11 protein-coding genes are annotated in these 13,249 nt (G+C 72.5%); 4 read left to right on the top strand and 7 right to left on the bottom strand.

The features are described 5' to 3' along the window. Positions 1 to 32: 32 nt before the first annotated feature. From ACFZAM_RS07370 to panB, 5 genes are all read right to left on the bottom strand, one after another. The gene (locus ACFZAM_RS07370; protein WP_188280623.1) at positions 33 to 866 is read right to left on the bottom strand and encodes an ABC transporter permease; all 834 of its coding nucleotides are present in this window, start codon (positions 864 to 866) and stop codon (positions 33 to 35) included. Next, positions 863 to 1,915: an ATP-binding cassette domain-containing protein gene (locus ACFZAM_RS07375; RefSeq protein WP_391043721.1), complete on the bottom strand. Its 1,053-nt coding sequence runs from the start codon at positions 1,913 to 1,915 to the stop codon at positions 863 to 865. The genes ACFZAM_RS07370 and ACFZAM_RS07375 overlap by 4 nt, the downstream gene beginning before the upstream one ends. Positions 1,916 to 2,036: 121 nt before the next feature. Continuing rightward, on the bottom strand, positions 2,037 to 2,714 hold the full coding sequence (locus ACFZAM_RS07380; protein WP_355334496.1) for a zf-HC2 domain-containing protein: 678 nt from the start codon (positions 2,712 to 2,714) through the stop codon (positions 2,037 to 2,039). Next, entirely contained in the window at positions 2,711 to 3,337 is a 627-nt protein-coding gene (locus ACFZAM_RS07385) for a sigma-70 family RNA polymerase sigma factor (protein ID WP_391043724.1), read from the bottom strand. The genes ACFZAM_RS07380 and ACFZAM_RS07385 overlap by 4 nt, the downstream gene beginning before the upstream one ends. A gap of 218 nt (positions 3,338 to 3,555) precedes the next feature. After that, positions 3,556 to 4,479 carry a 3-methyl-2-oxobutanoate hydroxymethyltransferase gene (panB, locus tag ACFZAM_RS07390; protein ID WP_391043726.1) on the bottom strand — a complete coding sequence of 308 codons (924 nt, stop codon included), beginning with the start codon at positions 4,477 to 4,479 and terminating at the stop codon, positions 3,556 to 3,558. Positions 4,480 to 4,639: 160 nt separating this feature from the next. Between panB and ACFZAM_RS07395 the strand changes: the two genes are divergently transcribed. The 4 genes from ACFZAM_RS07395 (at position 4,640) to ACFZAM_RS07410 (ending at position 9,603) form a co-directional block, all read left to right on the top strand. Beyond that, positions 4,640 to 6,241, top strand: coding sequence for a DHA2 family efflux MFS transporter permease subunit (locus tag ACFZAM_RS07395; protein ID WP_391043728.1), 1,602 nt, complete (start codon positions 4,640 to 4,642; stop codon positions 6,239 to 6,241). After that, positions 6,238 to 6,855 (top strand): TetR/AcrR family transcriptional regulator C-terminal ligand-binding domain-containing protein, encoded by a 618-nt coding sequence (locus ACFZAM_RS07400; protein ID WP_391043730.1) that lies wholly within the window; start codon positions 6,238 to 6,240, stop codon positions 6,853 to 6,855. The genes ACFZAM_RS07395 and ACFZAM_RS07400 overlap by 4 nt, the downstream gene beginning before the upstream one ends. A gap of 248 nt (positions 6,856 to 7,103) precedes the next feature. Next, on the top strand, positions 7,104 to 8,087 hold the full coding sequence (locus ACFZAM_RS07405; RefSeq protein WP_391044251.1) for an endonuclease/exonuclease/phosphatase family protein: 984 nt from the start codon (positions 7,104 to 7,106) through the stop codon (positions 8,085 to 8,087). Positions 8,088 to 8,238: 151 nt separating this feature from the next. After that, on the top strand, positions 8,239 to 9,603 hold the full coding sequence (locus tag ACFZAM_RS07410) for a glycosyltransferase 87 family protein (protein WP_391044254.1): 1,365 nt from the start codon (positions 8,239 to 8,241) through the stop codon (positions 9,601 to 9,603). On the opposite strand, the gene ACFZAM_RS07415 is transcribed toward ACFZAM_RS07410, so the two are convergent. Both ACFZAM_RS07415 and ACFZAM_RS07420 read right to left on the bottom strand, forming a co-directional pair. Next, positions 9,509 to 11,128, bottom strand: coding sequence for a N,N-dimethylformamidase beta subunit family domain-containing protein (locus ACFZAM_RS07415; protein ID WP_391043732.1), 1,620 nt, complete (start codon positions 11,126 to 11,128; stop codon positions 9,509 to 9,511). The genes ACFZAM_RS07410 and ACFZAM_RS07415 overlap by 95 nt on opposite strands. A 127-nt stretch (positions 11,129 to 11,255) precedes the next feature. After that, the gene (locus ACFZAM_RS07420) at positions 11,256 to 13,016 is read right to left on the bottom strand and encodes an NAD+ synthase (RefSeq protein ID WP_391043735.1); all 1,761 of its coding nucleotides are present in this window, start codon (positions 13,014 to 13,016) and stop codon (positions 11,256 to 11,258) included. Between the last annotated feature and the right edge of the window lie 233 nt (positions 13,017 to 13,249).

A 13,249-nucleotide genomic window follows, 5' to 3' on the forward strand; every position in this document is an offset into this window, starting at 1 on the left:
CGCGAACCGGTACCGGGTGCCCGGCGGCCGGGTCAGGTCTTCTTGCGGAAGCGCGCCACCGCCAGCGGCATCGTCACCGCGGTGATGCCGACCGACCAGGCCAGCGTGATCAGCACCGGGTGGGTGACCGAGCCGCCGTTGATCAGCCCGCGGGCCGCGTCGGCCAGGTTGGACAGCGGGTTGACCTTGGTGAAGCCCTCCAGCCAGCCGGGCATGGTGGTCGGCGGCGCGAAGATCGAGCTGCCGAACTGAAGGGGCATCAGCACCAGCATGGCGACGCCCTGGACCGCCTGGGGCGTCTTCATGGCCAGGCCCAGCAGGATGAAGATCCACATCAGGGAGGCGCCGAACACCGCCGACAGGGCGATGGCCCCGAACAGGTGCAGGACATCGGTGTGGATGGACAGGCCGAGCGCGAAGCCCATGCCCAGCAGGATCGCGATGGCGATCATCATCCGGCCCATCTCGACGACGATCTTCGCGATGAGCACCGAGGACCGCGCGATCGGCATCGTGCGGAAGCGGTCCATGACCCCCTTGCGGAAGTCGTCGTTGACCCCGCTGCCGACGGCCATGGAGATGTTCATGCCCATCATGGCCATCAAGCCGGGGATCACGTAGTTCACGTACTCCTGCTGGTTGCCCTTGCCCGCCACCGCGCCGCCGAAGACGTACACGAACAGCAGGGTGAAGATGACGGGCATCAGGACCGCGTCGAACATCGACTCCGGGTCCTGCTTGATCTGGAGCATGTTGCGGCGCGCGAGCGCGCCGATGTGCCGGAGGTTGGCCCGCAGGCCGATCCGTCCCTCGCCGGTGGCCGCTGCCTTCGCGGGCGCGGTGACCGTCGCCGTAGCCGCGCTCATGCCGCGACCTCCACTTCGTTCTTGTCGTCGATCCGGGTGTCCTCGTCCGGCCGGGCGTCGGGCTGGCCCGCGCCGTCGTCGGACTTCTTGCCGGTGATGGCGAGGAAGACCTCGTCCAGGCTGGGCAGGTGGGTGCCGATGTGCGCGATGGAGAAACCGCGGGTGCCCAGCAGGCCGACCACGGCGGTCAGTTGCTCGTCGCTGAGGATCGGCACGCTCACCACGCCGTCCTCGCGGTCGGCGGTGGCGCCCGCCACCCCGTCGAGTCCGGCGCCGGAGATGGCCTCGGCCATCGCCGCCACCACCGAGGGCTCGCTCGGCCGGATCACCAGGGTGCGCCCGCCGACCTTCGCCTTCAGCTCCTCCACCCGGCCGTTGGCGATCACCCGGCCGCGGTCGATGACCGTCAGCTCGTTGGCGAGCTGCTCGGCCTCCTCCATGTACTGGGTGGTGAGCAGGACGGTCGCGCCCTCGGAGACCATCCGCTGGACCTCGGCCCACACCTCGTTGCGGGTGCGGGGGTCCAGGCCGGTGGTCGGCTCGTCCAGGTAGAGCACCGCCGGGTTGCCGATCATGCTGGCCGCCAGGTCGAGGCGGCGGCGCATGCCGCCCGAGTACTCCTGGGCCGGGCGCTTGGCGGCCTCGGTGAGCGAGAAGCGCTCCAGCAGCTCGTTGGCGCGGGCTTTGGCGTCCTTGCCGGACAGGTCGAGCAGCCGCCCGATCATGTACAGGTTCTCCCGGCCGGACAGCTTCTCGTCCACCGAGGCGTACTGGCCGGTCAGGCCGATCACCCGGCGCAGCTGCCGGGGCTGCTTGAGCACGTCGTATCCGGCGACCCACGCCGAGCCCGCGTCGGGCTGGACCAGCGTGGACAGCACGCGCACCAGGGTGGTCTTGCCCGCTCCGTTCGGGCCGAGCACGCCGAGTACGGTGCCCTGGCGGACATCGAGGTCCACCCCGTCGAGGGCCTTGGTCTCACCGTAGTGCTTGACCAGACCCCGTACCTCTACGGCGGAGTGCCCGCCGCCGTCAGTCAGTCGCTTCGTCATGCCGACAACAATGGCGGGCGCCGCTGACACCGCGCCGACATCGCGCCGACAGCCGGGGACCGACCGTATCGGTGGCGTGTCAGCGACCTGTCAGCGACCGGTCACCGATCGGTCGGTAACGCTAGAGCGGCACGCTGACCAGCAGTGTTCCGTCCGCCGCCCGGATCTCGAAGCGGCTGATCGAGTCCTTGTGCAGTCCTGCGGCGCCGTGCACGGTCAGCGGTCGCGGCTGGGCGTCCGTGCCGTAACCGGTCTCCGGCACCGCCCAGGTGGCCACCGTCTGGCCGTTGCCGTCCAGCGCGACCGCGACCAGGCGGCACGTCTGCGGGCCGCGCACGCCCGTCAGCCGCAGGTCCACCACGCTGCCCCAGCCCTTGTCCGCGATGCCGACGGTCGCCCTGACGCCGGTCTCCGGGTTGGTCGCGGAGCGCTGGTCGGACGCGAAGGCCCCGGCGGCCGGGCGCCCGCCGCCGTCGTCGGTGGCCAGCACCGCGACCAGCGGTCCGCCGACCACCAGCACCGCCACGGCGGCCACCGCGGCCAGCCGCCGCCGCTTGCGCGCCCCGCGCTCGCGCGCCACCTGGTCCAGCAGCCGCCCGAGCATCGCGTCACCGCCGGGCGGGTGCGCGAAGGCGACGCCGTCCTCGCGCATCTCGTGGAGCACCGGCAGCAGCCCGCTCAGCTCGTCCAGCTCCCGGCCGCAGCTCTCGCACTCGGCCAGGTGCTCCTCGAAGCGGGTCATCTCCGCTTCGTCCAGCGCCCCGAGCAGATAGGCGCCCACATCGACGTGCGGTGTCATGAAGTGGTCACCCCTCTCTCCTCCAGCGCGTTCCGCAGGGCCCGCAGCGCGTAGAACACCCGCGACCGAACGGTGCCCTGCGGCAGTCCCAGTTCGTCCGCCGCCTCGTTGACCGTACGGCCGCGGAAGTATGTCTCGACCAGCACCTCGCGGTGCGCGTCCGACAGGTCCCGCAGGGCGTCGGAGATGGTCATCAGCCGCAGCGACCGTTCCAGCTCGTCCCTGGCGGGGAGCAGGTCGAGCGCGGCGGGCGAGGTCTCCGGCGGCCGGGAGCCGCGGCTGCGGTGGCCGTCGATCACGATCCGCCGGGCCACCGTCACCAGCCAGGGCCGCAGTGAACGGGCCGCCGCGTCGAGCTTGGCCGCGCTCTTCCAGGCCCGCAGCAGCGTCTCCTGCACCACGTCCTCGGCCAGGAACCGGTCGCCCGCGACGAGCCGCAGCACATAGGCGTAGAGCGCGCCCGCGTGCTCGCGGTACAGCGCCCGCATCAGCTCCTCCTCCGGAGCCGACACCGGCGGTTCCGGCGGTTCCGGCGGCCCGGGGGCGCCGGGAGGTGGTCCGTCCACGGCGGCATCCTGCCGTACCCGCTGCCGTGGGTCGAGTTCGCCCGTGCCGGGACCCATGCCGACCTCCTCCCGTTCCGCGGCTCTCCCCTCCCGTATACGGACGCCGGGCCCGGATGACTCATGCCGTTCCGGACAAAACCGTTCCGGACGGGAACGCGGGCAAGAACGCGGGCAGGAACGCGGACAGGTTTTCGGACGGAAACGAGAAGGGCGGCGCACCCGGCAGAACCGGGGCGCCGCCCTCCGCTGACGGGCGCGGGATCAGGGGAAGGGGATCAGTGGAAGGTGTGCTCCTCGGCGGGGAAGGCGCCGCCCACGACGTCCTCGGCGAAGGACTTGGCGGCCTCGCCGAGCACGCGGCGCAGATCGGCGTACTGCTTGGTGAAGCGCGGCACCTTGCCGCCGGTGAGCCCGGCCATGTCGGTCCAGACCAGCACCTGGGCGTCGGTGTCGGGGCCCGCCCCGATGCCGATGGTGGGGATCTGGAGCGAGCGGGTGACCTCGGCCGCCACCTCGGCGGGGACGAGTTCGAGGACGACGGCGAAGGCGCCGGCCTCCTGCGCGGCCTTGGCGTCCTGGACGAGCCGGTGGGCGGCCTCGTCGCCGCGGCCCTGCACGCGGTAGCCCATGGTGTTCACGGACTGCGGGGTCAGGCCCAGGTGCGCCATGACCGGGATACCGGCCCGGACGATCGCCTCGGTCTGGGCCAGGGAGCGCTCGCCGCCCTCCAGCTTGACCGCGCCGACCCCGGCCTCCTTGATCAGCCGGGTGGCGCTGCGCAGGGCCTGCACGGGACCTTCCTGGTACGCGCCGAAGGTCAGGTCGCCGACGATCAGCGCGCGGCTGGTGCCGCGTACGACGGCGGAGGCCAGGATCGTCATCTCGTCCATGGTGACCGGGACGGTGGTCTCGTAGCCGAGGTGACAGTTGCCCATCGAGTCGCCGACCAGCATGACCGGGATACCGGCCTCGTCGAAGACCGACGCGGTCATCGCGTCGTAGGCGGTGAGCATGGGCCACTTCTCGCCGCGCTCCTTGGCCAGGGCCAGGTCGCGGACGGTGATACGACGGGTGCCGGTGCCCCCGTAGAGCGCCTTGGGGTGGTCGGCGGGCTGGGCGCCGGACGTGCCGGTCGTGGTCGTGCCCTGGCCGGCCTGGGAGTCACGGCCCTGCGCGCGGGCAGCCGAAAGCTGCGTCATGGTGACGGCTCCTTCAGTCATCTCGAGGCGCCCTGACGGCGTCCCCGGATCCCTTCCATGCTGGCACGGCTCGCCCGGTCCGGAAAGAGGGGGCACGTTTTTGCCGCCCCTTTACGATACGAGACGGGATCGTATCGAATAAGACCTTAGGCTGACCTCCATGGCCGACAACTCGATAACCGCCCCGCCGTCCCACGTGCCGGAGGCGATCCACCGCCGCCGCTGGGCGATTCTCACCGTGCTGCTGTTCAGCCTCCTCGTGGTGGTGCTGGACAACTCGATCCTCAACGTGGCGATGAAGACCATCGCCCAGCCCTCACCCACCGGCCTCGGCGCCTCGCAGAGCCAGCTCGAATGGGCGATCAACTCCTACACCCTGGTCTTCGCGGGCCTGCTGTTCACCGCCGGCCTGCTCGGCGACCGCCTCGGCCGCAAGAAGGTCCTGCTCTTCGGCATGGTCGTGTTCGGCGCCGGCTCCGCGCTGTCCGCGTTCTCCGGCTCCGCGGGCGAACTGATCGGCTACCGCGCGGTGATGGGCCTCGGCGGCGCCTTCATCATGCCCGCCACCCTGGCGATCATCATGAACGTCTTCGAGCGCAAGGAGCAGCCCAAGGCGATCGGCATCTGGACCGGCGTGGTCGGCCTCGCCATCGCCATCGGCCCGATCACCGGCGGCGCGCTGCTCGAACACTTCTGGTGGGGCTCGGTCTTCCTGATCAACGTGCCGATCGTGATCGCCGCGCTCATCGCCATGTTCATCCTGGTGCCCGACTCGCGCGACCCGCGCCCCGGCCGCCTCGACCCGGTCGGTGTGGTGCTCTCCATCGTCGGCCTGGTCCTGCTGATCTACGGCATCATCAAGGGCGGCCAGTTCGGCGACTTCACCAAGCCCGAGGTGTGGGCCACGATCGTCGGCGGCCTCGTCGTCCTCGGCGCCTTCGTGCTGTTCGAGAAGCGCAGCGACCACCCGGCCTTCGACGTCACCTACTTCAAGGACCGCCGCTTCTCCGCCTCCGTCGCGGCCATCGGCCTGGTCTTCTTCGCCCTGATGGGCGTCACCTTCTTCATCGTCTTCTACACCCAGACCGTGCGCGGCTACAGCCCGCTCAAGACCGGTCTGCTGCTGCTCCCGCTGGCCGCCGCGCAGATGGTCTTCGCGCCGCGCGCCCGGCTGGTGGTCGACCGCTTCGGGGCGCGCGCGGTGTGCACCGCGGGCCTGACCCTCACCGCGATCTCCTTCCTCGGTTTCCTGCTGCTCGGCCAGTCCACGCCGATCTGGGTGCTGGAAGTGCTGTTCTTCCTGATGGGTACGGCGATGGCGCACGTCATGCCGCCCGCCACCGTCATGATCATGTCGTCGCTGCCGCGCGAGAAGGCGGGCTCCGGGTCCGCGGTCAACAACACCTTCCGGCAGGTCGGCGGGGCGATCGGCGTCGCGGTCCTCGGCTCGGTGCTGTCCACCGTCTACCGCAACGGCATCGACGACCACCTCGACGTCCTGCCCGCCGGGGCGCGGCACTCGGCGGGGGAGTCCATCCAGGCCACCATCGGGATCGCGGAGAAGCTCGGCCCCAAGGGCCAGTCGCTGATCCAGCCCGCGAACGACGCCTTCATCCACGCCATGCACATCACCGCCGCGTGCTCGGCCGCCGTCGCCCTGGTCGGCGCCGTCGTCACCCTGGTCTTCCTGCCCGCCAAGGAGCGGGTCGGACAGGCGCCCGACGCCGCGGCGGAGCCGGAGAAGGTGGGTGCCGAGCAGTGATCGACCCTCCCAGTACGTCGGCCGCGCGGCGCGGTCGCCCGCGCTCCGCGGCCGTCGACGGCGCGGTCATCGAGACCGTGCTGCGGCTGATCGCCGAGGGCACCTCGCTGTCCGAGCTGTCCATGGAGGGCATCGCGCGGGAGGCCGGGGTCGGCAAGGCCACGGTCTACCGCCGCTGGCCGGGCAAGGAGGCGCTGCTGATCGACGTGCTCGCCACGGTCGACTCCCACCCGCTGCCCGAACTGCCCGGCACGTCCTTCCGTGACGATCTGATCGTCGCGGTCGAGTCGATACGGCGGCGCGGTGTGGCCAAGCGGGAGTCCGCGCTGATGCGGACGATGCTGACCGAGGCGCAGAGCAGCCCCGATCTGTGGCGCTGCTACCACGACACGGTCATCGCCACCCGCCGTGAGGCGCTGGCCCAACTGCTGCGGCGCGGCATGGCCGAGGGCGACATCCGGCCGGAACTGGGCAGGGACGTCGAGCTGCTGGTCGACTTCGTGACCGGACCGATGCTGGCGCGCTCCACGCTCCGGCCGGACGCCGAACTGTCGCCCGACCTCACCGAACGGCTGGTCGATCTGCTGCTCGACGGGATGCGCCCACGCGGCTGACCAGCGGCGGGGCGTACGGGAGTACACGGGGGCGCGGGGGATCTCCACCGCGCCCCCCACATATGTCCTGCGTGTCCCCGTCGTGTCACAGGTGGGGCCGATGCGGTGGGTGAAGGAACCCGCCGCACCCCGCTGTCCGTCGGTTCTCATAACGATCCCCTAAGGTCGGCAGAGCACCCGGCAAGGCAGTGAGGACCCTCATGACCCAGGCGCAGAGCGGCACGGACGCGACCACGGACGGCAGCGCCATGCCGCCCAGGAACGCCTCCGGAGCCCGCGCCCGGTTCCGTCACTGGTGGCAGCCCGAAGGCATGTGGCGGCGCGGCGTCATTCTCGCCGTCGTCGCCGTCCTCGTGGCCGTCCTGCTGCTCGTGCACGCCGACCTGCCCAACCGGATCGGCAACCTCGGCAGTCTGCTGGAGACCTTCCTGCCCTGGATCGGCCTGGCCGTGCCGGTGCTGCTGCTGGCCGCCGTGCTGCGGCGCTCCACGACCGCGCTGATCGCCCTGCTGCTGCCGTCGGTGATCTGGCTCAACCTCTTCGGCGGCCTGGTCACCGACAAGACGTCCTCCGGCGGCGATCTGACGGTGCTCACCCACAATGTGAACGCCGAGAACCCGGACCCCGACGGCACCGCCAAGGACGTCATCGCGGCCGGCGCCGACATCGTCGCCCTGGAGGAACTGGCCGAGAGCCAGGCGCCCCGCTACGCCCGCGACCTCGCCGCCGCCTACCCGTACCACTCGGTGCAGGGCACGGTCGGGCTGTGGAGCAAGTACCCGCTGTCCGGGGTGCGCACGGTGGACATCAAGATGGGGTGGACCCGCGCCATGCGGGCCGCGGTGAAGACCCCGGACGGCCAGGTCGCGGTGTACGTGGCGCATCTGCCGTCCGTGCGGGTGAAGTTCAACGCCGGATTCACCGCGGGACAGCGCGACAACGCGGCCGACGCGCTCGGCCGGGCCATCGCGGGCGAGAACCTGCACAGCGTGGTGCTGCTCGGCGACCTCAACGGCACCATGAACGACCGGGCGCTGGCCTCGGTCACCTCGCAGATGCGCTCCACGCAGGGCGCGGCGGGCAACGGCTTCGGCTTCAGCTGGCCCGCGTCCTTCCCGATGGCCAGGATCGACCAGATCATGGTCAAGGGCATCGAGCCCAAGGCGTCCTGGACCCTGCCGAAGACCGGCAGCGACCACCTCCCGGTCGCCGCCCGCCTCCAGGTGCCGTAGCCCTCCGCACACGGCTTTCCCGCGGTTCGGCGCGCTCCGCCGGATGGCGCACCGAGGTGGCGGCCCGGCGGCGGTTGCGCGAGCGTGACCCGCAGGTGCTCGTCGCCGGCGCCCGGTCCGCTGCCGTGAGGGTGTCGCCATGCAAGAACCGATGTCCGCCGCCGCGCGCAGACGCGGGTGGCGTGAGTGGCTTTCCCCCGCCCGGGCCGCCGTCGCCGCCGGGTGGTGCCTGCTGTCCGTCGCGGGCGTGTGGCTGGTGCAGCGCCAGGTGCGGGTCTCGATGATCGACGTGATGGTCTACCGGGCGGCGGGCTGGACGGTACGCACCGGCGGCGACCTGTACTCGCTGCGCGCCGACGGACTGCCGATGACGTATCCGCCGTTCGCGGGACTGCTGTTCGTCCCGCTGACCTGGCTGGACGTGGGCGCCATGCGCACCGCCGCGACCGTGGCGAATCTGCTGCTCGCGGTGGCCTTCGCCGCCCTGTCGCTGCGGCTGGTCGACCGGCGGCCAACCGTGGCGTCCGCGCTGCTCCTGACCGCGCTGGTGGTGTGGTGCGAGCCGGTCTGGGCGACCCTGCGCTACGGGCAGGTCAATCTGCTGCTCGCCGTGCTGGTGCTGGCCGACCTCACCTGCCGGGCCGACCGCAGGTGGGCGGGGGTCGGCATCGGCATCGCCGCGGGCATCAAGCTCACCCCGGTGCTGTTCGTCGCGCTGCTCGCCCTGGCCGCCTTCACCACCCGCGGGCGCGGCACCCCGTATCTGCGCCGCGCGTCGGTCGCGGCCGGGACCTTCGCGGCCACCGTCGGAGTCGCCGCGCTGGCCCTCCCGCACGACTCGGTCCGCTACTGGACCCAGGACGTCTTCTCGCCCGACCGCGCCGGTTATGCCGAAGAGGTCGCCAACCAGTCGCTGCGCGGCGTCCTGGCCCGGCTGACGCACAGCGGCGACCCCGGCACGCTCTGGCTCTGCGTCGCGCTCGCCGTCGCCCTCGCGGGACTGGCCGTCGCGGTGGGCGCGCTCACGGCCGGGGACCGGCTGCCGTTCGCCGCCGCCTGGGCCGCGGTCTCCTGCGGTGTGACGGCTCTCCTGGTCAGCCCGGTGTCGTGGACCCACCACTGGGTCTGGGCGGTGCCCATGGCCGTGCTGCTCGTCGCCGAGGGGGTACGCCGCCACGACCGGAGGTGGGTCTGGGGCGCGGCGGCGGCCGTCCTGGTGTTCTGCTCGTACGCGCTCTGGGCCCTCCCGCACGGCCGGGGACGCCCCGAACTGCGCGAGAACCCCGCCCAGATGCTCCTCGCGGCCTGCTACCCGCTGGCCGGGCTCGCCTTCCTCGCCGTCGCGGGCCGCGTGGTGACCACGGCGCTGCGTACCGAGTCCCCGCCCCCGGCCCGCGCGGCGCGCTCCCGCGGAGCCCGCCTCAGGTCCCGTACAGCCGGCTCACGTTCGCCCGCGGGGCGGGCCGGGAAGCGGCGGCCCGCCCCGCGGCGAAGCCGGTCAGCAGATTCTCCGTGACCTTGGTGACGAACGTCCGGGTGCGCTCGTCCATGCCGTGGTCGCGGCCCATCAGACCGGTGCCCGCCATCAGCCCCTCGACCCAGCGCATCGTCCCGGTGGCGAAGACGCCCGCGCCGCCGGGCACCGTGTAGTACGCCGAGTCCGAGTAGCTGGCGCGGCCGTCGCACACCAGCGGCGAGTGGGCGACGACCTCGATCGGCGCCGGAGTCGGGTAGCCGGGGTCCACCCGGTCGTACTCGACGCCGACCAGGTGCGCGAAGCGGTCGCCCCGCGCGGCGCCGGTGCCCGCGAAGAGCCAGTGGTCGGCGCTCTCCACCACGTACGGGGCGTCGGTCGGATACCCCTCGTAGATGACGCCGGTCAGCGAGGACTCGGGGTCGGGGGCGGGCCGGGCGCGGAAGTCGTTGGTCGGCTTCGCCGGGTCGCGCGCGAGGCCGGGGTCGCTCTGATAATCGGTCTTGTAGCAGACCACGGTGCGCGGTTCGCCGCCCCGGACGGCTTCGAGGCGGATCCGCCGGAAGCAGGTGTTCGCGCCGAGGAAGACCAGATTGGTGCCCGCGTCCCGCGCCGCCGTGACGTGCGCGCGCTGCTCCGGCGTCCAGTACTCGTCGTGGCCGAGCGCCACGGCCGTGGTCGCGCCGCGCAGCACGCCGGGGTCGCGGTGGACGTCGGTCCCCGTCGTGTACGCCAGCGGCAGCCCGAGCCGCTCGGCGAGGACCACCAGGGCGCGCTCGTACACCAGGAACTTCTCGGCGCCGTTCTTCGCGTACGGCCGGTCGAACGACACGGCAAGCGACCGGTCTCCGTAGCCGCCGTCCCGGCCGTTGTAGAGGCTGTAGCCGCCCCAGTCGTTGTACGCCTGCCAGGTCGCGGGCGCGTGCATGATCAGGGTCCGGCCGGTGGCCGCGGCCGAGCGGACCACGAGCGGGACGTACCGCTGATGGCCGTCGTCGGAGGTGAGCAGCAGCAGATAGGCGCCCTCGGGCCAGCCGTCGGTGGGGACGTCGAGGCCGCGCTCCCAGCCCGCCGTCACGGTCCTGGTGGACCCGGACGTCCTGGGCCCCGGCTGCCGGTGCCCCGCCGTCCGCGGCGACGTCCACACCCGCGTGGCCTGCGACCCGCCGTACCAGCCGACCCGGTAGGCGGCGACGCGGAAGCCGGGCGCGGTCGTCGACACGTACAGCCCCACGCGCTCACCGGGCCGGACGCTGACCCTGTCGGCGTACCCCTCGATCGCGTCCGGCGGTCCCAGCGAGCGGATCCGCCAGTCGTCGGTGCCCGCCCGCCGGACGGGGGTGGGGCCGCTGGTGGGGGTGCGGCGCACCGCGGCGGAGCCGCTGTCGCACCCGGCCGCCGCCGCGCCGACCACCCCGGCGACGGCCGCGTGGAGCACGCGCCGCCGGGCCGGACCGGGCGGCGCGCCGTCGTCCGCGGGACGGGCGTACGGGCCGGGCGGCGGGCCCTGGGCGCCCGGCTGGGGCGCCGGGCCCTTCGCGGCCGGGTGCTCGCGTTCGTCGTCCACTTCCGCCTCCCCTTCCCGGTGCGCCGGGCGCTGGGGCGCGGCTCGGCTCCGTCAGGACGATCCTGCGCGTGATCCGGCCGCCCGCGGCTCCGGCGCGCCGAACGCGGCGGTCACCGGGCGGTGTTGGTCAGCTCTGCTCGCCCTCGCGCCAGCGGTTGGTGATCGGCAGCCTGCGGTCCTTGCCGAAGCCCTTCGCGGAGATCTTCGTGCCCGGCGGGTACTGCCGCCGCTTGTACTCGGCGGTGTCGGTCAGCTTGAGGATACGCGTCACCAACTCGGCGTCGAAGCCCGCCGCGATGATCGCCTCGCGGCCCTGGTCCCGGTCGACGTACATCTCCAGGACCCGGTCGAGGACGTCGTAGTCCGGCAGCGAGTCGGTGTCGACCTGGCCGGGGCGCAGCTCCGCGCTCGGCGGCTTCGCGATCGAGTTCTCCGGGATCGGCGGGGTCTCGCCGCGCGCCTCGGCGTCGGCGTTGCGCCAGCGCGCCAGCCGGAAGACGGTCGTCTTGTAGACGTCCTTGATCGGGCCGTACGCGCCGACCGAGTCGCCGTACAGCGTCGAGTACCCCACCGCCAGCTCGCTCTTGTTGCCCGGCGCGAGCACGATCTGGCCCTCCTGGTTGGAGATCCCCATCAGCGTGACGCCGCGCAGCCGTGACTGGAGGTTCTCCTCGGCGAGGCCGGTCAGCGACAGCGACGCCATGTAGGCGTCGAACATCGGGGCGATCGACACCGTACGGAGATTGAGGCCGGTCCTGCGGGCCAGCTCCGCCGCGTCGCCCTTGGAGTGGTCCGAGGAGTACGCCGACGGCATCGACACGCCGTACACGTTCGCCGCGCCGATCGCGTCGACCGCGATGGCGGCCACCAGGGCCGAGTCGATGCCGCCGGACAGACCGATCAGCACCGAGCGGAAGCCGTTCTTCTCGACGTACGCGCGCAGGCCGGTGACCAGCGCGCCGTAGATCTCGGCGTCGTCGGTCAGCCGCTCGGCCTCGCCGCCGGTGAACTCCGCCGGATACGGCTCGACCGGCGCCTCGGAGAGCGTCACATGGCGGATCTCCAGGCCGTCGGCCACCCGCCCGGACGGCGCCCGCCCGGGCGCGGCGGGCAGGTCGAGGTCGAGCAGCACGCACTCCTCGGCGAACTGCGGGGCCCGCGCGATCACCTCGCCGTCCTCGCCGACGACGATCGTGTCGCCGTCGAAGACCAGTTCGTCCTGGCCGCCGACCATCGCCAGATACGCCAGCGTGCAGCCCGCCTCCCGCGCGCGCCTGCGCACCAGGTCCAGGCGCGTGTCGTCCTTGTCCCGCTCGTACGGCGACGCGTTGACCGACAGCAGCAGACCGGCGCCGGCCGCGCGGGCCGCCGGGACCCGGCCGCCGTCCTGCCACAGGTCCTCGCAGATGGCCAGCGCCACGTCCACGCCCCGCACCCGGATCACCGGCATGGTGTCGCCCGGCACGAAGTACCGGAATTCGTCGAAGACCCCGTAGTTGGGCAGGTGGTGCTTGGCGAAGCGCAGCGCCACCTCGCCGCCGTGCAGCACCGCCGCGCAGTTCTGCGGCGCCCCCGCGGGCTGCCCGAACCTCGGCCGCGCGTTCTCGCTGCGGCCCAGATAGCCCACGACCACCGGCAGCTCGCCCAGGCCCTCGTCGGCCAGCCGCTTCGCCAGCGCCACCAGGGCCGCGCGGCTCGCGTCCACGAACGAGGCGCGCAGCGCCAGATCCTCCACCGGGTACCCGGTGAGCATCATCTCGGGAAACGCCGCCAGGTGCGCTCCGCGCGCGGACGCGTGATGGGCCCAGCGCACGACGGTCTCGGTGTTCCCGGCGATGTCGCCGACGCGGGAGTCGATCTGATTCAGGGCGAGGCGTAGTTGAGGCATGGCCTCATCTTAATCGTCAATGCGACGAGATGTCGCCCGGGGTGCCCGTGCCCAGGGGGTCGGCCCCGAAGGGGCGCGGGGAACCGCGCGGCCACCTCGCGGTGCAGGGCAGACCCCAAAGGGCGCGGGGAACCGCGCGCTCAGCCACCGTGCTCCCGCAGGTCACCACCGGCCCCCGCGGGGCGGATCGGTTTTCTCCGGGCCACCGGCCCGTTGGTGGCTGGCCGCGCGGT

Origin of the sequence: Streptomyces sp. NPDC008079 (assembly GCF_042957385.1) — a bacterium.
In the GTDB taxonomy this organism is placed as follows: Bacteria; Actinomycetota; Actinomycetes; order Streptomycetales; family Streptomycetaceae; genus Actinacidiphila.